Origin of the sequence: Thalassomonas actiniarum (genome assembly GCF_000948975.2) — a bacterium.
Lineage (GTDB): Bacteria > Pseudomonadota > Gammaproteobacteria > Enterobacterales > Alteromonadaceae > Thalassomonas > Thalassomonas actiniarum.
This window is the reverse complement of sequence record NZ_CP059735.1, coordinates 3665264-3689571: the sequence shown is the minus strand read 5'-3', so window position 1 is coordinate 3689571 and position 24308 is coordinate 3665264. Positions and strand designations below refer to the sequence as shown.

Genomic DNA, 24308 nt, shown 5'->3' with positions numbered 1-24308 from the left:
TGCTGGAAGTATGGCTGGCCTGGTTGTATTGGTGATTAATTAGTGCGGGCAAAGAAAAAGCCCGCTAAACGGGCTTTCATCTGGAAGTAGGGCGCTGTGGTTTCACCTGGCAGGTGAATATACGTGATTAATCGAAGCGGCTTAACTCGGCGATCCGGGTTTTACTGACATCAATAAAACACTTTTTATAAGCCGGTGCGGCTTTTTTGCCCGGCGATAAGGCCAGGTACTGCCAACGGCAATTATTTTCCCGGAAGGTGATAAAGTTGCTTTGGGAGCGTTTGAACATGGTCAGCGCCGACTCGCGTCCTGTGACCAGGGCCAGCTCTTCCAGTTTAAAAACCTGGTTATTGATCCAAGTTTGTAATTCCCGCTCTACCGAGTCTTTAACAATATCCAGGCATTGCAGGTATTCGCTGTCATCATTTTTTACTTTTTCGCATTGTGCCAGGGTTTTTGCGGCCATTGCGCTGTTTGAAAACAGAGTCAGCAGCAATAAGCCGGCACAGGTAGTGATTGCTTTGTTCATGTCGTTTCTACATTATTCAATATAAGTAACTGATCAGCCTGGCAGCACTTTTTTATAGGGTTTGACGGTGACCTTTTGATATACGCCGGCAGCGATATAAGGATCATTGTCGGCCCACTGTTTGGCATCCGCCAGACTATTAAACCGGGCAATAATCAAAGAGCCGGTAAAACCGGCTTCGCCGGGATCTTCACTGTCAATAGCCGGGCAGGGGCCGGCAACCAATAATCGGCCTTCATCCTGCAATGCGCTTAACCTGGCTAGATGTTGCTCCCGCACCGTTAAGCGCAGAGGTAAACTGTTGGGGACATCTTCACTGTAAATTAAATAAAACATAAGGTTTCCGTTTACGATTAGTCTTTAGTTAGCTCAACGTTCTTTTGTTTGTCTTGAGCTTCTTCCGTGGCCGGTAATCCTTCCTCGGGCAAGTGTTTATGAAGGGAGATAATGGAGCCAATAGCAAAAACAAAGGTGAGGCCGGTTAAACCGAAGACCTTGAAGTTTACCCAGGTTTCCTGTTCAAAATTAAAGGCGACATAAATATTGAGTATGCCGCACAGGGCAAAAAACATCGCCCAGGCAAGATTGAGCTTATTCCAGACGGGCTCAGGCAGGGTCAGGGCTTCACTGAGAAACTGTTTGATCAGGTTCTTTTTGAAAGCGTATTGGCTGACAAGCAAGGCCAGGGCAAAAAAACCATTGATCAGGGTCACTTTCCATTTTAAAAAGGCATCATCGTGCAAAAAGATGGTTAAACCGCCAAAAACCGCAATTAAACCAAAAAATACCCAGTTCCTGGTGGGCACCGGCTGTTTTTTAACAAAATAATATAAAATCTGCAGTGCAGAGGTTGCGATAAGTGAAGCTGTTGCCCAATAGATATCAAACACTTTGTAAAAAATGAAAAAAATAACTAATGGCAAATATTCGAAAATAGCGTGCATAAATGACCAGAGCAGAGAAAATAATCCTTAATTCTAACGAAACTGTCTTCAATAGCCAATCAATTATCTTTGCATTATCCGACTAAATGCCCGAGCGCCGGTTTTCCGGCAAGGTAAATTGGCTTGCAGGCTAAGGTATACGGGGCTGTGATTATAGCTTTAATGCTATAAATTCCCCTGTAATTTTCTTGATTTACCTAAAATCTAACATATAGTTAAAAACAGTTAATCAAAATACTACTGAGATATTAGCATGGAAGCGTCTACAGTTGCCGTACTTAAGTTACCCGCTGAATTAACCATAGTTCAGTTAGAGCAGTGCAAAGTCAATATCTTGGAGCTGATCGAAGATAACGATGCCATCACCCTTGACGACAGCGACGTTGTCAGAATTGATACCTTAGGTATTCAGTTTTTGCTCGCCACCGTTACCCAATTATCATCATTGAATAAACAGCTTATATGGCAATCCCAATCTTCTGCTGTCCAGGCGAGCGTAAAGCAGCTTGGCTTAAATGAACCTATTTTAAATCAATATCTTAATGTCTAGCTGGAGTTTAGGGCAGACGATTACTGTAGCTATTTAGTGAAGGAAGAGATTATGACCAAAATATTGGTTGTGGATGATTCAAATTCTATCAGAGACATGGTGAGTTTTACCCTTAAGGGCGCGGGTTATGAGACGGTTGAGGCAAGAGATGGCCGGGAAGGACTCAATACCGCGCAGGGAGGGGGGTTTGACCTGGTGATCAGTGATGTCAATATGCCCAATATGGACGGCATTTCTTTGTGCCAGGCCCTTCGGGAGTTACCCGCGTTTAAGTTTACCCCTATTTTAATGCTTACCACGGAAAGCTCCGGTGATATGAAGCAGCGGGGCAAGGCGGCCGGGGCAACCGGCTGGCTGGTTAAACCCTTTAATCCTGAAAAATTGTTAGCAACCATTAAAAGGGTTGTCCGGTAACTTATTATGAGTGTCGACCTGTCACAATTTATTCCAACTTTCCTCGAAGAAAGTTTTGAGGGATTGGCGTTAATGGAGTCCAGCCTGTTGTCACTTGAGGTGGATGATAACGAAACCATCCACAGCATTTTTCGGGCAGCGCATTCTATCAAGGGAGGGGCGGGGACTTTCGGTTTTGAAAGAGTTACCGAATTTACCCACCTGGTGGAAACCTTATTGGATGAAATGCGTGATGGCCGTCGGGTCATCGCCTCAGCAGATATAGAATTATTACTCGAATCGGTTGACTGCATACGCCTGCTGATAGAGTCCGCCCGGGATCAATCCGATTATGATGAAGCCAAGGTGGCGCAAACCTCACAGGCCTTATCAAAGAGCCTGTCACAGGGAGCAAATGTGCCCGGAGGTGAAAATACGCCCGAACCAGAAGAGAAAGCTGAGGCGGCTGCAGCGCAATGGCAGATCGGCTTTATACCCGGTCATCATTTGGTGAAAACCGGCAATGATCCCTTATTGCTTTTTAATGCTCTGGCAGATCTGGGGCCGCTTGAGATCCGCGCCCAGGCCAGTGAACTGCCGTCGCTGTCGGATATGGATCCGCAAGAATTATATTTGAGCTGGAATCTGATATTAACTTCGCCAGCAAGTGAAGCCGAGATCCGGGAAGTGTTCGAATGGGTGGAGGATGAATGCCAGTTAGAACTGGTGCAGCTGAGCGGGCAAAAGGAAGGAAAACAGGACAAGGAACCTGAAGCTGCCACAAGTAGCGGGCAAGTTACCACAGAAAAACTTATCGAACCGGCAACTATGCCTGTCGCAGATAAAAGCCCGGATAAAAGGCCGGAGAAAGCCCAGGTTAAAAATAAACAAGATGCCGGCTCGATTCGGGTCGGGGTCGATAAGGTGGATAACCTGATCAACCTGGTCGGGGAGCTGGTGATCACCCAGTCGATGTTATCCGAGTTAGGCAATGACTTTGAGCTTTCCAAACTGGAACGTTTAACCTCAGGGCTTGAACAACTGTTGCAAAATACCAAAGAGTTACAGGAAAGCGTGATGCGCATCAGGATGTTGCCCATCAGTTTTGCCTTTAACCGTTTCCCTCGTTTAGTGCATGACCTATCGAAAAAAACCGGTAAAGCGATAGAACTGGTTATTAATGGTGAGCAAACCGAGCTGGATAAAACCGTGATGGAACAAATCGGTGATCCCCTGGTACATTTGGTGCGTAATGCCGTGGATCACGGCATAGAGCCGGCGGATGTCCGCAAGGCCAAGGGCAAGCCGGAGCAAGGGACGATAAAACTCGATGCCTATCATTTAGGCGGGAATATCGTTATCGAGATCAATGATGATGGCGGCGGCATCAACAAAGAGGTTGTGCTCAATAAGGCGATAGATAAAGGCCTGGTGGAAGCGAGCAGTAACCTGAGTGAAAGCCAGATCTTTGATCTGATCTTTGAACCGGGATTTTCAACCGCCAAGGAGCTTAGCGACATTTCCGGACGCGGTGTCGGTATGGACGTGGTGAAAAAGAATATCCAGTCACTGGGAGGAAGGATCCAGATAGAATCTGAGCAGGATAAAGGTTCGACTTTCAGGGTCAACCTGCCGTTAACCCTGGCAATACTTGACGGTCAGCTGGTAAGGGTGGGCAGTGAAATTTATGTGATCCCGCTTATCGCTATCGTGGAGTCTCTACAGGCGAAAGCCGAGCTGATTAACCGGGTTTCCGGCGACATGCTGTTATATCGCCTCAGGGAAGACAATGTCCCGGTATTACCTATCTATCAGTTGTTTAGTTTACCTGCCGATACCACTGAAGTTGAAAATTCTTTATTGGTAGTGGTTGAAGCCGACGGACAAAAGGTCGGCTTAATGGTGGATGATTTGCTGGCGCAGCAGCAAGTGGTGATCAAAAGCCTTAAAGATAATTACCAACAGGTGGACGGCATCTCGGGGGCGACCATACTCGGGGATGGTTCGGTCGCCATGATATTGGATATACCGGGCATGATCCAACTGGCTATGAAAAGCGCGCAAAAAAACCAGACACAACATTATTCCGCTAACGTCCTGGCAGGAGAAACTGTGTAATGAATATACAAGAGCTGGCCCGGGATGTTCCCCGGGTAGGTGATAATGATATCGAAGGCATAGATTTTATTACCAGTGGTGAGCAGTATCTAACCTTTATCCTGGAACATGAACAATATGCCGTGGATATTTTATGTGTGGAAGAAATCAGGAGCTGGGAGCCGCCGACGAAAATTCCCAATTCTCCGGAATATGTTAAAGGGGTGATCAATATGCGCGGCATTATTGTCCCTATTTTGGATCTAAGGCTGAAGTTTAATATTGGCCAGCCCAGCTATAGCGAAGTAACGGTAGTGATCGTCCTGACTCTGGAATCCGAGCAGCAGTCCCGCACCATAGGTTTTGTCGTCGATGCGGTCTCGGATGTCTTAAATGCCGATGAAAGCGATATTAAAAAGGCACCGGCCTTTGGCGGTTGTGTACCTCAGCATTATGTCGAGGGGCTGGTAAATGTCGGGGACAATGTGGTGACTTTGCTTAATGTCCAGTCATTGCAGGCGCTGGAGCCGCACCAGTTGAACTAATGAATATCGTACCTTGTCGGTGTAGGGCTAAGCCGGTATTGGCACAAACGCAATTTGATAAAGGACATATCATGATGGAAAAAGAGCAAGAATATCTGACCTTTGTGCTACATGGGGAAGAGTTTGGCGTTGATATTTTATGTGTCCAGGAAATCCGGGTGTGGAGTGCATTAACCCAGCTGCCCAATAAACCCGCTTATATTAAAGGGGTTATTAATTTACGCGGTGTCATTATTCCGATCATAGATTTACGGCTGCGCTTTGGCAAGGAGCCGCTGGAATACAATGATCAGACCGTCACCATCATTTTAAGTAATCATGACAAGCAAAATCCTATGGTGGTGGGGATTGTCGTAGATGCCGTTTCTGAAGTGTATAAATTTAACAGCCGGGCGATCCGCCCGGCGCCGTCCTTTGGTCAGGTGGTTGATAATTGTTTTTTAAAGGGGCTGGCATCAATAGATGACAAATTGATTATTTTATTGGACTCGAAAGCCTTACTTGATTATGAAGAATTATATTGCACTGAAAAACGAGTGCTTGACCCGGTTGCAGGTTAAGCGCAAATAAAATAATAAACGCTGGTGAAGTCGTACAGTAAGGACAGATCTTACCGTAATCATTAATGTGTAAGGAATACAGGTTATGACTCCCAAACAGATAACTTTAGTCCGGCAGAGCTGGAAAAAAGTACTGCCTATGGCCCCCAAGGCGGCAGATCTCTTTTATCAAACTTTGTTTGACTTATCGCCTGCTCTTAAATCCTTGTTTAAAAGTGATATTTCTGAGCAGGGAGGGAAATTAATGGCGATGCTCGACAGCGCGATTAAATTGCTTGATAAGCCGGATAAGTTGCTGCCGGCGGTACAAAAATTAGGTCAGCGCCATTTAGCGTACGGTGTTGAGCCCCAGCACTATGACATGGTGGGCGAAGCATTATTAACAACGCTTGCCACAGGCCTTGGAGATGAGTTTACTCCGATGGTAAAGAAGGCCTGGACTGAGGTTTACCAAACGCTGTCTTCAACCATGATAGCCGCGGCCGAGGCTTTAAAAGTACAAGAAGCGCAAGAATTAGTAGAGGTTGAAACCGCAGCGGGCAGGCAGAGAATGAAAGCGGCCAATAGCGCAGAGTCTGCCGGGGACAGCTCAGCGACTACCGCAGTGAAAGAGCGAAAAACGGTTAAAACGGGAAAAGCGAAAACCACTAAGCCCAAGGGAAAGGCGACTTCTTCGACACAGAAATCTGCGCAATCTTCTAAATCAACTCAGCATAAAGAGCCAGCCATGGACAGCAAAACCAATGAAACCGAAGAACTGGCGGAACGCCTGCAAGGCGCGCTGGACCAGTCAACGACCGCTATTGTTATGATTGACCGGGACTTTATCATCACCTATGCCAATCAGGCGACACTGGATTTATTGAGTCAGCATGAACAGGCCTTTGCCCAAATGTGGCCGGGCTTTAAAGCCGATAAATATGATGTCATCGGCTCCTGTATTGATGGCTTTCTGTCCCGGGCCGAGCATCAGTGTCAGTTGCTTAATGATATCAGCAATTTACCCTATCAAACTGAAATTGAGATCGGTGAATTAACCTTTGAGCTTAATATCACCGCTATTGAAGACGGAAAAGGCCTGTATATAGGTAACTTATTAGAGTGGCGTGATATTACCCAGATCCTGGCCCGGCGCTCTAAAGCCGTGCAACTGCAAGGGGCGGTAGATCAAAGCGGTACCGCCTGTATCATGATCGACCGGGACTTTGCTATTACCTATGCCAATGACGCCACCATCAGGTTATTAAAGCAACATGAAGCAACCTTTGCGAGAAAATGGCCGGGCTTTAAGGCGGATGCCACAGCCCTGATCGGCACCAACATTGACGGCTTTCATGCTAATCCGGCGCACCAACGAGAGTTACTTGATGATGTTAATAACTTACCCTATCAAACAACCATCACCATAGAAGATTTACAGTTTGAGCTTAATGTCACCGCTATCCTTGATAATGTCGGCAATTATATCGGCAATTCACTGGAATGGCAGGATGTGACCGACGCCCTGGCCCAAAAAAATAAAGCGGTGCAACTGCAAGGTGCCGTGGATCAAAGCGGTACCGCCTGTATCATGATCGACCGGGACTTTACTATCACCTACGCCAATGAGGCGACCCTGAGGCTATTAAAACAGCATGAAGCAACCTTTGCGAAGAAATGGCCGGGTTTTAAAGCGGATGCCGATGCCCTGATCGGCTCCAATATCGATGGTTTTCATAGCAACCCTGCGCATCAGCGTAAATTACTCGGTGATGTCAATAATTTACCTTATACCACGACCATCACCATAGAAGATTTACAGTTTGAGCTGAATGTTACCGCAATTACCAATAGCGACGGTGATTATATTGGTAATTCGCTCGAATGGCAGGATGTCACGGAGGCATGTCAAAATGCCGTGCAGGTGGGCCGGCTAACCTCTGCGGTGGAAGGTATGACTACCAACCTGATGATGGCGGATATAGACGGCAATATTGTCTATGCCAATCCCGCGGTGATCGCCATGTTAAGGCGCCGGGAAAGCCAGCTACGCAGCGTGTTGCCTTCCTTTAATGTGGATACTCTGATCGGCACTAATTTTGATACTTTCCATAAAAATCCGGCGCATCAGAAAAACTTGTTGGGGAATCCGGCGAACCTGCCATATGCCGCGGAAATTACCGTGGCTGGCTTAACCTTCTCCCTGACCGGTATAGCCTTGCTCGATAGTGAAAATAACCATTTGGGCACGGCGGTGCAGTGGCTGGATTTAACCGAACAAAAAGATGCGCAAAACCAGGTAGAAGGCTTGATCAGTGCTGCTATTCAGGGGGAGCTGGACCGCCGCATCGATACCGATGCCTACGAAGGCTTTATGAAAGTCCTCGGGGATAACATCAATAACTTGATGAATGCCATAGTCGAGCCTGTCACCGATGCCATAGATGTTGCCCAGGCGCTGGCCAACGGCGATCTCACCAATGCCATGGACGGTGAATACCAGGGGGAATTCCTGGCGTTGGCCAATGCCATGAACGGCTCGATTGAAAATTTGAGCAAGATGGTAGATGAAATCCGCAATGCCTCCACCAGTGTGTTTGAGGCCGCGCGGGAAATTGCCGCCGGTAATAATGAATTAAGTCACCGTACCGAATCCCAGGCATCTAGCCTGGAAGAAACGGCTTCGGCGATGGAAGAACTCACCAGCACGGTACAGCAAAATGCCGAAAATAGCACGGAGGCCAGTAAGCTCTCGGGCTCGGTGATGGCAAAAGCCAGTAACGGCGGTGCTGTGGTGAAAAATGCCATTGAAGCCATGAGTGATATCAACAAATCCAGTAAAAAAATTGCCGATATTATCAGTGTTATTGATGAGATTGCTTTTCAGACCAACTTGCTGGCCCTTAATGCCGCGGTTGAAGCGGCCCGCGCCGGTGAACAGGGACGCGGTTTTGCCGTGGTCGCCGCCGAAGTGCGTAACCTGGCGCAGCGCTCTGCCGGCGCCGCCAAGGAAATTAAAGGCCTGATCAATGACAGTGTTGAGGCGGTGGGCCAGGGAACTAAACTGGTGGACGAAACCGGGCAGACCTTTACCGAGTTAGTGACCGCCATCGAAGAAGTCAGCAATATGATAGGCGATATCGACAATGCCGGTAAAGAGCAGAGTGCCGGTATCGGTGAAGTCAGTGCGGCGGTGAGTCAGATGGATGAAATGACCCAGCAAAATGCCGCCCTGGTGGAAGAAGCGACCGCCTCGAGTAAGGCGATGGAAGAGCAGGCACAATCATTACTCGAACAGGTAGACTTCTTTAATAATGGTGAACCACAGGCAAGTTCGGATCACGGCAGGAGCCGTGTCGGGGAAGTGCTAAGAAAACCACCGGCAAAAGCCGTAGTGAAACCGGATACCCGGCACAGGCAGCGTCAGGTGACACAAACCGATAAAGAGTGGGAAGAGTTCTAAACCATGTTGTGTGATAAATCCCGTGACGATGCGTTAACGTTAAATCAGCAAGAATTCAGTTTCATTTGCCGGTATGTGCATGAGCATGCCGGCATAGTGCTCAGTGAAAGTAAACGGGAAATGGTCTACCGGCGTTTCTCCCGCATTATCCGGGAGCGCCGTTTATCTTCTTTTAGTGACTATTGCCGTTTATTACAGAAGAATCCCGAGCAAGAGCAAAACTACTTTATTAATGCCATCACCACAAACCTGACCAGCTTTTTTCGTGAACAGCATCATTTCGATTACCTGCGCCAGCATGAACTGCCGGCGCTGATCCGAAACGGCAGTCATGAAAAGTACATGCGCATCTGGTCGTCGGCATGCTCTACCGGTGAAGAGCCCTATAGCATTGCCATCACCTTAATGCAGGCGATGCAAGGGCTGTTGTCGCAATGGGACGTGAAGATACTGGCCACCGATATCGACAGTAATGTCTTGGCCAAAGCAAAACAGGGTATATACGCCAAGGATAAGCTTGATGACCTGAGCAGTGAAATCAAAAGGCAATATTTTAAACAAGGCACAAGAGAAAACTCGGGCAAGGTCAGGGTGGCCCAATGCCTGTCGAAACTTATTACCTTTAAGCAGTTGAATTTATTGCATCAATGGCCGATGAAAGGGCTTTTTGATGTGATTTTTTGCCGTAATGTCATTATTTATTTTGATAAGGATACCCAGCAAGACTTATTTGCCCGTTATTACGACTATTTAAAACCCGGGGGTTTATTGATCCTCGGTCATAGCGAAAATTTAGGTTCGTTTCAAAGTGATTTTGACAATGTCGGCCGAACCATTTTTCGTAAACCCGTGATATCAGCACAAGCTCAAGTGGTGTAGTGATTGTGGCTAGTGTGGTGAAAGTGGAAGTAGAGGAGTGCCTGCATAAATGTTTGCCCGAATTTACCCATATTAATCATTATTGGGATCGGCAAAGGCAAATGGTGGTCGCGAAAATATTACCCGGTGAGTTTTACATCACCACGGAAAATATTGCCATCGCTACCACCTTAGGTTCTTGTATTGCGGCCTGTATCCGGGATACGCGCACCGGGATGGGCGGCATGAACCACTTTATGCTGCCCCATACCCTAAAAGAAGCGGCAGAGGTCAATTGGGGACAAAGAAAGCGAATTTGTGATGCCACCCGCTATGGCAATTATGCGATGGAGCACCTGATCAACAAGATTTTAAGCCATGGCGGGCGACGGTGTAATTTTCGCGCCAAGGTGTTTGGCGGCGGTAAGGTGTTAAAGCAAATGTCGGATGTCGGGCAAAGCAATATTGATTTTGTCCTGGGTTATCTCAAGGATGAAAATATCCGTATCGATAATGCCGATCTCGGGGGGGATTATCCGCGCAAAGTCATTTTTGAACCGGGCACGGGTAAGGTTTATATGAAACGTCTTGATAATTTGCATAACGATACCATAGTGCGCAGGGAAAGAGATTATAAATATAAAATCGACCATCAGGCAGTGGGTGGAGATATTGAACTGTTTTAGTGCCTGAGCTGAAACCGGCATTGAGCACTTTAGTAAAGGACATTACTAAATGAACAAGATCAAAGTGTTAGTAGTGGATGATTCAATTACGATACGTAATATCCTCACCTCGATATTGGCACAGGAGAGTGAGATTGAGGTGGTCGGGGAAGCTGAAGATCCCTATGACGCCCGGGAGAAAATCAAGCAGCTCAATCCCGATGTCTTAACCCTGGATGTGGAAATGCCGAAAATGGATGGCTTGACTTTTCTTGCTAATCTGATGCGGCTGCGTCCTATGCCTGTGGTGATGTTATCGACCCTGACCACCAAAGGGGCCGATACCACGTTAGCTGCCCTGGAAACCGGTGCCGTAGATTATATCACTAAGCCCGATGTCGAGGCGTTAATGGCAGAGCGGGACAGTTTCAGACAAACCCTGGTAACCAAGCTCAAAGATGCGGCAGGTATTAATTTAAAAAACCTGAAACTGAGCAAGAGTTTAACGGCAAAGCAAGATCTTCGGGAGCTGCCTTTTGCCGGCAGTGGACGACGAAACCACCTGATTGCCATCGGGGCTTCCACCGGAGGCACGGAAGCCATTAAAAGTATTTTGATGTGTCTGCCACCCACATCCCCTGCCGTGGTGATCACCCAGCATATTCCCGTGACCTTCAGTGCGCGTTTTGCTAACCGTCTTAATGCCTGCTGCCCAATGGCAGTACAGGAAGCCCGCCACGGGCAAAAAGTTCATCCGGGCAATGTCTATATTGCACCGGGGGATAAACATCTGAAAATAGAGCAAAGAGGTGGGGTTTTATTTTGTTTGCTTGAAGACTCTCCCGAAGTAAACCGACATAAGCCGGCGGTGGATGTTTTGTTTGACTCCCTGGTGCCTGTTGCCGGCAATGTCCAGGCGGTGTTGCTCACCGGTATGGGCCAGGATGGTGCCCGCGGCATGTTAAATTTAAAGCAACAAGGGGCCAGGACCCTGATCCAAAACCAGGCGAGCAGCTTGGTATGGGGCATGCCGGGAAAAGCCTATGCCCTTAATGCCCATACCGAGCAGTATCCGCTGGGGGACATCGCCGCTACTTTGCTTGATTTTGCTTTGCTTAAACGAGGCCAGATGAAGGAGGTATTAAATGTCAATGAATAAGTTATTACCTCAAGCACTGTTTTCTACTCTGTCTTTATCCATTGTCGGGATTTTTGGCGTGGTACTTGCCTTGCTCAATGTCTTTTTTACCGGGCAGGTCTTTCTTGATATTTTATTGTTAATCAACTTGCTAGCCCTGTTTGCTCTGACATTGCGTAATAGTTTGCTGCAAAAAGTGTTATCACCCGGGCCGCCTGGCGCGCAGCAAGACATAGGGCAAACGGCTAAGCAGCCAAATCTGCAGCCAAGCGAGCAGCTAAGGATACGGTCGGTGCTGACGGATTTGAATAAATCCCTGTCGCAGGAAGTAGAGGTCATAGGCAACGAAGTCAGGCGTACCAGTACCGTGCTCAGTGATGCCGTTTCCGGAGTCTCCGGTAGTTTCAAGGGATTACAGGAAATAAGCGATGAACAGCAGCGCTTGTTTAATGAAATCGTCGATTGTAAACATGACCCCGATGGCGGCCAGGTCAATGTCTTTGCAGCCTTTGTTGATAACTCGCGCCAGGTGCTGGATGATTTTGTCGAAGTGATAATCAAAACCAGCAAGCAGAGCCTGGAAACCATGTACTTTATCGATGAAATGGCTAAGCAGTTTGAGCAGGTATTTAATTTCCTCGGGCAGGTGGAGAACCTGGCGAGCCAGACCAATTTGCTGGCGTTAAATGCCGCCATCGAAGCGGCACGGGCCGGTGAAGCCGGCAGAGGTTTTGCCGTTGTTGCCAACGAGGTCAGGGCGCTTTCCCTTAATTCAAGTGAATTAAACAGCAATATTCGCCAGTCTATTAATCAGGTGCAGGGGATTATCGGCAAACTCAGGGATTCGGTTGAAGTGATCGCCTCTGCCGATATGAGTTCAACCCTGGAAGCCAAAGACAGGGTGAAGGACATGATGGCACAGGCGGAAAGGGTTAGCCAGCAAACCCATGGCATTGTGGATGAACTGGCGTTGCTCTCGCCTAAGCTCAATGAAAGTGTTTCTGTCGGCATACGCTCTTTGCAGTTTGAAGATTTAACCCACCAGATCCTCGATTCCGTCACCAGCAACCTGGAGCGTTTAAAAGCCATTGCCGGAGAAATGAATCAATTAGAGCATTCGGCTGAGCATAACATTGACAGCCAGTTAAGGAAATTACAGCTATGTTGTCAGCAGGTGTTTGAGCAAACGAAATCTGCCGACAAACATCGTACCGTCGAACAGGCATCAATGGAGGAAGGGGCCATTGATTTATTTTAACAGCGCTAACTTTTTCGTTAGGTCAGGCAAGGCAGGGAGTTTTTATGTCGATTGAAAAAATTGTTTCAGCAGATAATCAAAATGTTTCTATCGCGATTGAGGATAGGTTCGATTTTTCATTACATCAGAAATTCAGGGAATCGTATGCCGATTGCGATACTAACGGCACGACTTTTACCCTCAAATTGGATAAAACCAGTTATATGGACAGCTCTGCGCTGGGCATGATTTTATTGCTTAAAGATCATGCGGATAAAATCTCCGGCAAGGTGATCATTAATAAGCCCAATGAAACCGTGAATAAAATCCTCGAGATTGCCCAGTTTCATCGCCTGTTGACCATAGAGCTGTAAAACATGAATGCCATGGTTGAAAACCCGGATGCCAAACTTGCCTTGGTGGTCGATGATTCCGAGATGCAGTGTATGATTTTAAAGAACCTGCTTATGGAGGAAGGTTATCGGGTGTTAACCGGCAATGACGGTGCCAGGGGGGTCGCTTTATATATTGAGCATTTACCGGATCTGGTGTTGATGGATATCAATATGCCGGTGATGGACGGTTATGAAGCGGCAAAGCGTATTAAAAGCTTGTCGCCGAACAGCTTAGCCCCCTTGATCTTTATCACCAGCATGGACTCGGACCAGGCCTTTGTCGATAGTATCGAAGCCGGTGGCGATGGTATTTTGACCCGGCCATTTTCTCCGGAGGTTTTTAAAGCCAAGATCAAATCCATCCAGCGGATCAGTAATTTATATAGCCAGGTGAAAAACTTGCAGCAGGAGCAGCAACAAGATGCCGAACTGGCAGAGCAAATTATGTCCGGGGTGATCGAGGCGAGAAATTTTGCCCTCGACCGTATCGGCATCATCAAACAGGCAGCAGCCTTGTTTAGCGGTGATATCCAGTTAACGGCGTTATGCCCCGGGGGCAATGTTAATGTGTTGCTGGGGGACTTTACCGGCCATGGCCTGCGCTCGTCTATTGGCGCCATTCCCCTGGCCGAAACTTTCAGGGTGATGACGAAAAAGGGCTTTTCCCTGCTGGAAATCATTGATCAGATCAACCGGCAGTTATATGAGTTATTGCCGGTGGATTTATTTTGCTGTGTCTGCTGTGTCAGTATTTCCAGCCATGAACGCTCCGCTTATGTCTTTAATGCCGGGTTGCCGGATACCTATATCTTCAATTTTGAAGGAAAAATTAAGCATAAAATTAGCTCTAACCATATTCCTTTAGGGGTGATGCCGAACCTGTTGCCGCAGGCCCAGTTGCAGGTCTTTAGTGTCGAAAACAACGACAGGGTGGTGCTGATCAGTGACGGTATCCTGGAGGCGAGAAATCATCAGGGGGAAATGTATGGTGCCCGGCGCTTTGAGTTTGCCGCCAAACAAGGCTTTTATCATGGGGATATTCCCGGCAAGGTCTTTGATGCCGTTGATGAATTTTGTCAGGGCAGGCCGCAGGAAGATGATCTCTCTCTGATTGATATTCCCTGTCATGGCTGGGAGCAAATCCCGGCATCGGATGAAGCTGCCCACAGTCTTGCCATCAGTGAAATGCATGACTTATATCTGGAGTCCGAGCCGAGCTGGAAATGGCAATTAAAGCTCACCGGCCAGCGCTTGGCCTTGGTAAACCCCGTGCCTATGGCGATGGGACAAATTCAGGAAATAGAAGGTAATGGCGAGCACTGGAATAATATGTACAGCATTTTAACCGAGCTTTATGTCAATGCCCTGGATCACGGTATTTTAAGGTTAAATTCCGAGTTGAAAAATTCAGCGGCCGGCTTTGCCCATTATTTTATGGTCAGGGAGTCGAGGCTGAAGAATTTGACCTGCGGCATGATAGATATCAGCTTGAGTTATCACCCCTTACAAAGTGGCGGAAAAATGATCATCACCATAGTCGATGATGGTGAGGGATTTGACCTGGCGGCCTTTTATGAGCACAGGCTCAAGCTTAAACAGGCGGACAAGGTCATGTTATGTGGCCGCGGTATAGATCTGGTGCATCAATTGTGTGAAAAGCTTGAATATATGGACGGTGGCAATAAGGTGCAGGCTACTTATGTCTGGGCGAAGTAATGCCAAGGCGCTTCGGGGGGATTTTATTGGCTGTTGAGTGTAAAGCATCTACTGGGGTTTATTAAAAATTATGAACATATTGGTGGTTGATGACAATAAATGTATCCGGGATGTGATCGGGGCTATGGTGCTGGCCAGTGATCATCAGCCAGTGCTTGTTGATGGCCACGTAGCTGCGCTGGAGAAATTAAGGCGCCAGGTCATCGATGTTATTTTAATGGATATTGAAATGCCTGAGGTGGACGGCCTGACCCTGACCCGCATGGTGAGAAAGGAATTTAGCCAATGGATCCCGATTATTTTTCTCAGTGCCAATGACAGTGCCCGTTGTCTGGCAGAAGGTATCAAAGCCGGTGGGGATGATTATCTGACCAAACCGGTGAAAGAAGAGATTTTAAATGCAAAAATTTTGGCGATGGCGCGTATTGCCAAAATGAAACAGCAGCTGGATGAGGCCAATAAAAAACTGGAAATGCTCAGCTGCATCGACCCGTTAACAAATGTACTCAACCGCAGGGGATTGGAACAAGAGCTGGATGCGGTTTGGCAAAAAAATATCCGGCAAAGGGGGGAATTATCCCTGCTGATGCTCGATATCGATTTTTTTAAAGCCTACAACGACAACTATGGTCATCCCCGGGGAGATCAGTGCCTGCAGCGGGTGGCTTCGGTACTGGCGGCAACTTTACTTAAAGGCGCTGAGCTGCTCGCCAGGTATGGCGGTGAAGAATTTGTCATGCTGCTACCTTCGACTTCGCTGTCACAGGCGAAAAATCGGGGACGAAACATCATAGCGGCGTTAAACCAGGCGGAGATAGTGCATGAATATTCTGATGTTGCCCCCAGGGTAACTGTCAGTATTGGCATATCTAACAGTACGCTGGGGGCAAAAGACCCGCTGGCGCTGATAGAGCAGGCGGATCAGGCTCTGTATCAGGCAAAGCGCCTTGGCCGCATGCAATGTGTGTTGTTTCAGAAAATGACGACAGCATGGTGTTTGGATAAATAAACGCGGATCTCATCCATAACTCACAGGAAGTAAATGGCCATGTCACAACCTAAGGTATTAATTATTGATGATGACAGAGAATATCTGGAGTTATTAACCGAAGCCCTCGAAGGCGATTTTGTGGTGAAATGCGCCCATAATTTTTCCATGGCGGAAATGCTGCTCAGTGATTTACCGCCTTTTGATATCGCTTTGGTGGATGAGCATCTCAAAGAGGCAAAAGGCTCGGCCTGGATAAAGCAGCAAACCCGGGGCGGAACCTCGGTCAGATCTTTTGTGCTCTATTCGGGCATGGCAACGGAAGAGGCTATTTTAGCCGGATTAGAATGCGGCGCCGATGATTTTCTTTGCAAACCTATCTCTTTGCTGGCGTTAGCCAATAAACTTAAAAAGCTCATTGCCTACCAGCATAAGATCAAAGACTTTGAAGCCGAGCTGCACTCTAAAGATAATGTCATCAGTATTTCCATGGCACAGGCCGCTAAATATGGCGCTTGTATGCAGTTAAGCTCCCGCCTGAACCATTGCGACAGTTATGAAAAGATCCGCGATGAAGTGTTTCATTACTTTTACAATATGAACTTACATGGCTGCCTGGCGTTTTACCCGTTAAATGAAAGCGCCATTTTTTACCATTCGCAAAAAGGCTGCTGTTCGCCGGTTGAAGTGGAAGTGATGGAAATCTTAAAAGCCAAACCCCGTTTATACCGTTTTGGTCCCAGAACCATTTTTAATCATAGCCTGGTCTCTATTCTTATCCTTAACCTCGAAGAAGGTCATATCGACACTGATATTTATATTGATGCCCTGGCATCGGTGATCGAATGTATCGGTGCGAGAATGGAATTTATTACCTACAAACATTCCTTGCAGCAGGTGGAACAACAGATCCAGGAAGCGGTCTTTAAGACCAAGAAAATGCTGGGGATTTCAAAACTTCACCAGCAGGAGGTGATGTCGGAAATCGTACAAAACATTGGCATGAGTTTCCATGTCCTGGACTTAAATGAAGAGCAGGAAAGTTATTTGACCAGCCTGGTACACAGCGCCCTGAAAAAACACACCCAGGATGATATTAACTTTTTGGAAGTCAGTCAGTTATTAGATCTGGCGCTGGCCAGTGTCGATAAACTGCAAGCACTCAATAGCGGGCAGCAGCTTTCCTGTGAACTTGATGAAGAGGATGAGTTATTTTGAAGTCCGTACCCAGCCTTGAGCTTAAGGATATTCCCTTACCGGCATTTGCGCTGGGAAGCGCCTTTGACATTGCCTCGGTTAATGATGCCCTGGTGACCTTAAGCGGCTACCGGGAACATGAGTTAGTCGGTATGGCGGTACAGGCATTACTGCCGGCTTACCCGGGAGGAAAATTGTCCGGGGCAGCAGGCTCTGCCGGGGCTAAGGAGGAAAGCGGCGATGAAAATGGCAGCATCAAGCGCTCAGCTCCCTTCGCCGAGGAAAAAAATAACGGCCCTGTCAGCTTAGCCTTGCTGGCAAAAGACGGGAAAAAACAGTTGATGGAGCTGCGCTCTCAAACCATCGACAGCCAGGTATTTGTGTTTCTGACCCCGGGCAGCAGCGGATCTGCGCCGCTGGCTGACAATAATGCCGATGAAAGCGAGCAGGCCTACTGGGAGTGGCAAGGAGATAAAGAAGAGGTTTATTATTCTTCCCGCTTTATGGCGCTGCTCGGTTATGAAAACCGTGCTTTTAGCGGGCCTGTCTCTTTTTGGGAAAAACACATCAATAAAGCTGATGTCACACTGTTTAACCAGCAGCTGGCACAGGCAACGTCAGGCAAGCGCACTAAGGTGAACTTCAGCCTTAAGCTGGTGGATAATAGCGGCCAGGAAAAGTGGGTCAATATCCAGGCGAAAGTCCGGCAAAGTAAACCCCAGCATAGTAACGGGCAGCAAGTGTGCCGCCTGGTGGGGATGATGAAGGATGTCAGCAGAACGCCGTTTTTGCTCAGCCCGGGGCAAGGGCAAGAGCGCTATTTAGGCCTGGTCGAACACTTGAGTATTTGCGGGCACTGGCGCTTTAGTCCCGATGACGAGAAATTTTTCTGGTCAAGCGGGGTATTTAAAATTTTTGGCATTCGCCCTTCGAACTACCGGCCAAGCATTGAAGAAAGTGCACACTTTTTTGTGCCGTCGCAGCGGGAGCTGTTGAAAAAACATTTGTTAACGGCGGTAAGCAGTGCTAAGGGCTTTTATTTTAAGACCTGCATTAAGCGTCCTTCGGGGCAAAAAGTCAAAATTGAAACCATAGGGGAAGTTGAGCTGGATCAGCAGGGCAAGGTGATTTCCATTTTCGGTTTGTTCAGGGATATCACCCGCACCGAGGAAGTATTTGAAAAGCTTAAACTGCTTGCCATGGTCAATTATACCATCAAGGTGCCGATATTTTTTATCGATGATAACGATAATGTCGTCTATCAGGATTTGTCGCCCCAGGGGGACAGTGAAAAATCGACCTTGTTTAATTACATTAATTTTAGTATTACCGATTACCTGGCGCTGAAAAAGACCACGAAATTAAAAGGGCAAATCAAAAGAAACCATATCAGTTTTGACAAGTTTAATACCGTTTTTAACTTGTGCGTGACCTATGAGGCACAGGAAGGGATTTATATCTGGATCGTGGAAAATGTCACCGATAACTTTCGTAAAGAGCAGCAACAGATCATCAGCAACCGTTTAGCCTTGCTGGGCAACACCTTTGGCAATGTCTCCCATGATATCAACAATGTCCTGGGAGTTGCTCTGGGAGCCATTGAAATGTTGGAGCTTAAATATGCCCAGGGAGAGCGGGAAATTTCCGGTTATATTGACCGGGTGAAAAATGCCATAGATAAAGGGAAAAGCGTGACCGAGCGCTTATTGGCGTTTACCCGTAAACCGCCGGTTAAAGTGGTGGAATTTGATCCGATCCGCGAGATCAAGGAAAACAAGTACCTGTTTAAACAGTTGTTGCCCAGCTCTATTGAGTTAAGTTTTGCCTTTGCCCCGGTGCATTGCCTGATCCACTTTCCGCAGGGGGAATTTATTAATATTTTGCTCAATATTGTTTTAAATGCCCAGGATGCCATCAAGGAAACCGGGGAGCCGGGGAAAATTGAGCTCTCTGTGCTCTTGAATCAGGAAAAGCAGCTGGAAATTCATGTCAAAGACAGCGGCACAGGCATAGCGCCGGAAAATATTTCCCGGATATTTGATCCCTTTTTCAGCAGCAAGTCCATCAACAAAGGCAATGGTATCGGCCTGGCCAATGTCTACAGCACTATGTACAAGCATAATGGCCTGATCCAGGTACAGGGTAAATGCGAACTGGGAGGGGCGCACTTTACCCTGATCTTTAACTGCCAGCTGGAAGAAGAAGAGATACAGGAATATGCCGCACTTTTGCCGGGACTCAATATCAAGGATAAAAATGTCCTGATCCTTGATGACGAAGTCAGTATCAGTGAATTTATTGCCTTATATCTTGAAAGTGAAGGGGCATTTACCACCTATGCCAATAATAAGGAAGAGTTGCTGGCACATCTGGCAAGCGGGCAGGATTACGATATTTTTATTACCGATATGATCATGCCGGATTTGTCGGGCCGTGAAGCGGTAAACCTGGTCAAAGCAAGGTTTCCCGAGATCAAGATCTATTCTATCAGCGGTTATATCACCCATGAAGACAGGAAGTGGCAATACCCTGTATTGAGAAAACCTTTTAACTCTAAGGAGTTGGCAGACTTTTTGATGCGCTAGCAAAAGAAAGCAAATAGCCAGGGAATGACAAAAGAGCAAGGAATAAGTTTCGATGACGGTAATGGCAGCAGTGTTTGGTAAGGAAACTTTCCCGGTAACGGCGTTTGAGCCCGTCTGCCCGGTGGTGAGCTTGCTTGTCCTGATCAGGGGCTGGGCCTGGTGTGGGGGGACAAATGAATAAACCGGTTGCCACAGGCATAGCCGGGCAAAATGGCGGGCAGGGGATCTCCAGTGTAAAGCGCTACGGGATACAATCTTTGCTGGTTAAAATTGTCCTGGCGGCGGTGTTATTTTGTCTGCTGGCCCTGCTCGGTATTGGCGGCTTTTTATATCAGCAAACCAGCCAACTCCAGCAGGAGCAAAAATTAAAGGAACTTGAACAGCGCAGCCAGCTGGTGACACCTGTTTTACGGGATTTCTATTATAATGCCCGTGCGGATGTGCTGATGCTTGATTACGGCATTAGTTTGGCAGAAAGAGGCTTAGCAGAACAAGCTCCGGCTCAGAAAATACCAGGGACAAAAAAGTTAACCGCAGGCGTAGCGGATAAAATGGAGCACATGTTCCGTATGTTATTAATGCGCAGCCGTCTTTATCATAAAATCAGTTATTTTGAAGTGGCGGAGGCTATTACGGAGAAAATCAGCCTGACACGCGAGAAAGATAAAGTCGTTAAGTCAACGCTGGCGTTACAAACCTTAGGGTTAAATTTTATCTCTGAGCATGAGTTGTTGTTTTATCAGGGAACCGAGGCCGATGTTTTTCAGGGACGCCAGGCGTATTTTTCCCCGATAGCCCTGAAGCAGCAAGGAAAACAAGGCCTCAGACCTCCTAAAGTGGTTATGAAGGCTATCTTGCCCAGGTACGACAGTCAATCTTTGGCGTCGGGCCGCGTCGGGGGAAAAGAAGGCTTGCTGGGCCTGATATTACTTGAGCTTGACTTTAATGCCTATATGCAAGTGCTGGTTGACGGGCCTCTGGCTGATTTGGATTTTTATCTGGCCAATGCCGACGGTGATTATCTTTATTATGCCCAGTCCCCTGATTCATTAAGTTTCAGGCCGGATGGTTACCGGTTACAGGATGAGTTTCCCCAGCTACAGGCTGTTATGGATAAGCATTTGCTCTTTAAGAAATTAAGGCAGTTAACTTTAGCCACGGGGGCGATCAGCGGCGAAAGTCAGCTAACAACTGATATGGCTTATTACAGCCGCATCTCTTTAGCGGACTTGGGCATTGCCGGGCATCTTAATTTTCTACTCAGATCTCCCCATCATGGTTACCAGGTGGTGGTCAACTGGATACAGCAGCAGGGTTTTTTCCTGATGCTGGCCTGGATCATACTGGTGCTGGGGCTTGTGGTTTATGGTGCCCGTAAATTGCTGGCGCCGTTACAGGTCTTAAATGACAGCATACAAGGGTACGAGGTTAGCGCCAAGGTGGATTTACCCGCTGGCAGGCGCGATGAAATTGGCGAGCTCAGTAATAGCCTCTCCCGGGTATTTTCTACTTTTAGCAAACAGCTGTTTGCCCAGGAAAAAGCACTTAGCCAGGCAAAAGATTTTTCCGCAGGCTTACAGGGAGTGCTGGATTCGATTGCCGATGCCGTGGTTAATATCAACCCCGAAGGTAAGATCCTTTCCTTAAACCAGGCGGCCCAAAGAATGTTCGGTTATCAGGAAGAGGAAGTTAAAGGAAAAAGTATCAGGGTGTTGATGCTCGATACCAAGGGCAGGCAAGGGGCCAATGCGGTACTCGATTATCTGCGCTCGGGCATTAATTGTGTCGGCGGTAAAGGGGAGGAGTTGACGGGACTTCGTCACGATGGCGATGATTTTCCCATGTATCTGGTATTGACTGAGGTGATGACCCGGGAAGGCAAGCTTTATACCGCCATGATCCGGGATGTGACCGCCAATAAACTGATGGAAGAAGAGCGGGTCCAGGTACTGAAAAAAACCAAGGAGCTGGCCTGGCGCCTGGACTTTGCCCTGGCGGCTCCCGGGATAGGGGTCTGGGATTATCATGTGCTGAGCGGCAAGGTGACCTGGGATGAGCGTATGTACCACTTATACGGGGTTGAAGCCAATTGCGGGCTCGACCCCGCCGATTTATGGAAATCCAGGATGCACCCGGATGACCTCGAGACTGTTGAAGCTAAGGTGGCGGCGACGGTAGAGACAGGCAAGGCCCTTAATACCACCTTCAGGATCTTGCTGCCCGGGGGCGTGATAAAATATATCGAGGTCCATGCCAAAGCCATGTCTGATGGTTATGGCGGCATTATCCGCCTGGTGGGCACCAATATTGACGTTTCCGAGCAACAAAATTTACAAAACCTCAAGCAGGAGGCCCTGGAGCTGGCGGAAGAGTCTTTGCGGTTAAAATCTGAATTTTTAGCCAGCATGAGTCATGAGATCCGTACCCCCATGAACGGGGTTTTGGGCATGTTAGGCCTGCTTGAGCACACCGAATTGTCCAAGCAGCAGCAACATTATATCGAACTGGCCAGTAGCAGCGCCCAGTCCCTGTTATCCCTGATCAATGATATTCTTGATTTCTCCAAAATCGAAGCCGGTAAACTCGAGTTGGAGATCATTGATTTTGATCTGCGTACCCTGCTCGGCAATTTTGCCGAATCTATGGCGGTACGCTCGCAGGAAAACAATACCGAGCTTATTCTTGATGTCTCGGGGTTAGACTTTTACATGGTCAAAGGAGATCCCGGGCGTATCCGCCAGATATTATCTAACCTGGTGGGTAATGCCATTAAATTTACCAGCGAAGGGGAGATAGTGATCAAGGCTGCCATTTCCGAGTCGGGGCAAAACCAGTCGCTGATGTTGCATTGCTCGGTGACAGATACCGGCATCGGCATTCCCAAAGATAAAGTGGGTCAGCTGTTTGACTCCTTTACCCAGGTGGACTCTTCCACCACGCGAAAATATGGCGGTACCGGGCTGGGACTGGCGATAGTAAAACAGCTTTGCCAGTTAATGGACGGGGATATCCGGGTATCGAGTGAATTGGGACAGGGCAGTACCTTTAGCTTTGAGATCTGTGTGAGGGCCTGCGAGCAGAAAAAAGTCATGATGCCGAGTGTGGACATCAAAGGTACCCGGATTTTAATTGTTGATGATAACAGCACCAACCTGGAAGTGCTAAAAACCCAGCTAGAGCAATGGGGGGCCAAGGTGACCCAGGCGAAAAGCGGTTATGAAGCGATGGCGCTGGTGGAGCAGACGCCGGAGAACTTTTTCCGGGTGGCTATTTTGGATATGCAGATGCCGGGTATGGATGGTGCGACTTTGGGGGCCAAGATCCATAACCACAGCAACAGCCGTGAGACCAAACTTATCATGATGACCTCTATGGGAGAGCGCGGAGATGCCAGTTACTTTGCCGAATTAGGCTTTTGCGCCTATTTTCCCAAACCTGCCACCACTTCTGACTTATTTGATGCCCTCACTGTTGTGGTTGAAGGTAAGGAAGCACTGGAAGTGGCGCAACCTTTAGTGACCACCCACCATTTACAAAGCCTCAAACGCAATACCAGCGAGGGAGAGGTTGCAGCAGATGCCCGTATCTTGCTGGTGGAGGACAATCAAATTAACCAAACCGTGGTTCAGGGGATATTAGCCAATTTGGGAATACAGGCAGATGTAGCCAATAACGGCCTTGAAGCCATTGCCAAGCTCAACGCTTCAAAAAGTGATCGCTTGTACCAGGTGATTTTTATGGATTGTCAAATGCCTGAGATGGACGGTTATGAAGCCACCCGTAAAATTCGCCACGGGGCAGGCGGCGAAGCCTATTTACATGTGCCTGTTATTGCCATGACCGCCAATGCCATGAAAGGCGATAAGGAAAAATGTTTAGCGGCGGGCATGAGCGATTATACCACCAAACCGATTGACGGCGATATTATCGAGCAAAAGCTGATTTACTGGCTTAAAGAGGAAAGGAAGTTAGATATCAATCAATATTTGACCGCCAGCCGGATTATTGCTGCACAAACCCCTGCCGGGCAAGAGCAAGATGAACAGCAAACGCCGGCGAAAACCGTACAGGCAAAAGCGGCACCGGAACAAACGGCCCCGGCAACACAGAGCCCCAGTGTCTTTAAAGACGAGCCTCAGGATGAAATCTGGGATAAGGAAGGCTTTTTAAAGCGCATCCGTAACAACGAAGAAATTGCCCGCACCTTAGTGAACATGTTTTTAGAGGAAATGCCCGAGGTGATTGAATCTTTATACCTGGCTATTGCCGAGAAAAATTTTGCCGATGTCGCCGCATTTGCCCATAAAATGAACGGTACCATGAAAAATATCGGCGGTATCAGCTCATCAAAAATTGTTGCGAAAATGGAAGAAGTCGCTAAAGCGGGAGATATTAACCTGTTGAATGAAATGCAGCCCCAGCTCAGTAGCGAGTTTGATAAATTTATGACGGTGCTTAATCAGTATTGA

Annotated in this window: 19 protein-coding genes; 16 read left to right on the top strand and 3 right to left on the bottom strand. The window is 47.7% G+C overall.

Annotation, left to right across the window (positions count from 1 at the left end; all coding sequences use genetic code 11):
- Window positions 1–127 precede the first annotated feature (127 nt).
- Genes SG35_RS16030 through SG35_RS16020 form a run of 3 tightly spaced genes read right to left on the bottom strand, consistent with a single transcriptional unit; the run spans window position 128 to window position 1473 of the window.
- A complete protein-coding gene (locus SG35_RS16030) occupies window positions 128–529 on the bottom strand; it encodes a lysozyme inhibitor LprI family protein (RefSeq protein ID WP_044834793.1) in 402 nt (133 codons plus the stop codon).
- A gap of 33 nt (window positions 530–562) precedes the next feature.
- Window positions 563–865, bottom strand: coding sequence for a YciI family protein (locus SG35_RS16025; protein ID WP_044834794.1), 303 nt, complete (start codon window positions 863–865; stop codon window positions 563–565).
- Between the two features lie 17 nt (window positions 866–882).
- Window positions 883–1473: a septation protein A gene (locus tag SG35_RS16020; RefSeq protein ID WP_044834795.1), complete on the bottom strand. Its 591-nt coding sequence runs from the start codon at window positions 1471–1473 to the stop codon at window positions 883–885.
- A gap of 253 nt (window positions 1474–1726) precedes the next feature.
- On the opposite strand from SG35_RS16020, the gene SG35_RS16015 reads away from it, so the two are divergent.
- The 16 genes from SG35_RS16015 (at window position 1727) to SG35_RS15940 (ending at window position 24308) form a co-directional block, all read left to right on the top strand.
- The gene (locus SG35_RS16015; protein WP_044834796.1) at window positions 1727–2023 is read left to right on the top strand and encodes an STAS domain-containing protein; all 297 of its coding nucleotides are present in this window, start codon (window positions 1727–1729) and stop codon (window positions 2021–2023) included.
- Window positions 2024–2074: 51 nt separating this feature from the next.
- Entirely contained in the window at window positions 2075–2437 is a 363-nt protein-coding gene (locus SG35_RS16010; RefSeq protein WP_044834797.1) for a response regulator, read from the top strand.
- Window positions 2438–2443: 6 nt separating this feature from the next.
- Complete coding sequence (locus SG35_RS16005; protein ID WP_044834798.1) at window positions 2444–4534, top strand: chemotaxis protein CheA; 2091 nt, start codon at window positions 2444–2446, stop codon at window positions 4532–4534.
- Window positions 4534–5058, top strand: coding sequence for a chemotaxis protein CheW (locus tag SG35_RS16000; protein WP_044834799.1), 525 nt, complete (start codon window positions 4534–4536; stop codon window positions 5056–5058). Before SG35_RS16005 ends, SG35_RS16000 begins: the two co-directional genes overlap by 1 nt.
- A 71-nt stretch (window positions 5059–5129) precedes the next feature.
- Complete coding sequence (locus tag SG35_RS15995; protein ID WP_044834920.1) at window positions 5130–5618, top strand: chemotaxis protein CheW; 489 nt, start codon at window positions 5130–5132, stop codon at window positions 5616–5618.
- Window positions 5619–5703: 85 nt separating this feature from the next.
- On the top strand, window positions 5704–9060 hold the full coding sequence (locus SG35_RS15990) for a methyl-accepting chemotaxis protein (RefSeq protein ID WP_084692902.1): 3357 nt from the start codon (window positions 5704–5706) through the stop codon (window positions 9058–9060).
- 3 nt (window positions 9061–9063) lie between these two features.
- The gene (locus SG35_RS15985) at window positions 9064–9939 is read left to right on the top strand and encodes a CheR family methyltransferase (RefSeq protein WP_084692903.1); all 876 of its coding nucleotides are present in this window, start codon (window positions 9064–9066) and stop codon (window positions 9937–9939) included.
- A 2-nt stretch (window positions 9940–9941) separates the two neighbouring features.
- On the top strand, window positions 9942–10604 hold the full coding sequence (gene cheD / locus SG35_RS15980) for a chemoreceptor glutamine deamidase CheD (RefSeq protein WP_269082197.1): 663 nt from the start codon (window positions 9942–9944) through the stop codon (window positions 10602–10604).
- A 49-nt stretch (window positions 10605–10653) separates the two neighbouring features.
- The gene (locus SG35_RS15975; RefSeq protein ID WP_044834800.1) at window positions 10654–11742 is read left to right on the top strand and encodes a protein-glutamate methylesterase/protein-glutamine glutaminase; all 1089 of its coding nucleotides are present in this window, start codon (window positions 10654–10656) and stop codon (window positions 11740–11742) included.
- A complete protein-coding gene (locus SG35_RS15970; RefSeq protein ID WP_084692904.1) occupies window positions 11729–12979 on the top strand; it encodes a methyl-accepting chemotaxis protein in 1251 nt (416 codons plus the stop codon). Before SG35_RS15975 ends, SG35_RS15970 begins: the two co-directional genes overlap by 14 nt.
- A gap of 44 nt (window positions 12980–13023) precedes the next feature.
- Window positions 13024–13332, top strand: a complete 309-nt coding sequence (locus SG35_RS15965; RefSeq protein ID WP_044834802.1) for an STAS domain-containing protein — start codon at window positions 13024–13026, stop codon at window positions 13330–13332.
- Between the two features lie 3 nt (window positions 13333–13335).
- Complete coding sequence (locus SG35_RS15960; RefSeq protein ID WP_236702662.1) at window positions 13336–15069, top strand: ATP-binding SpoIIE family protein phosphatase; 1734 nt, start codon at window positions 13336–13338, stop codon at window positions 15067–15069.
- A 70-nt stretch (window positions 15070–15139) separates the two neighbouring features.
- Complete coding sequence (locus SG35_RS15955; RefSeq protein WP_044834803.1) at window positions 15140–16078, top strand: GGDEF domain-containing protein; 939 nt, start codon at window positions 15140–15142, stop codon at window positions 16076–16078.
- 33 nt (window positions 16079–16111) lie between these two features.
- Window positions 16112–17275, top strand: coding sequence for a response regulator (locus SG35_RS15950; RefSeq protein WP_044834804.1), 1164 nt, complete (start codon window positions 16112–16114; stop codon window positions 17273–17275).
- Window positions 17272–19839: a hybrid sensor histidine kinase/response regulator gene (locus SG35_RS15945; RefSeq protein WP_044834805.1), complete on the top strand. Its 2568-nt coding sequence runs from the start codon at window positions 17272–17274 to the stop codon at window positions 19837–19839. The genes SG35_RS15950 and SG35_RS15945 overlap by 4 nt, the downstream gene beginning before the upstream one ends.
- 173 nt (window positions 19840–20012) lie before the next feature.
- A complete protein-coding gene (locus SG35_RS15940) occupies window positions 20013–24308 on the top strand; it encodes a hybrid sensor histidine kinase/response regulator (protein WP_053043292.1) in 4296 nt (1431 codons plus the stop codon).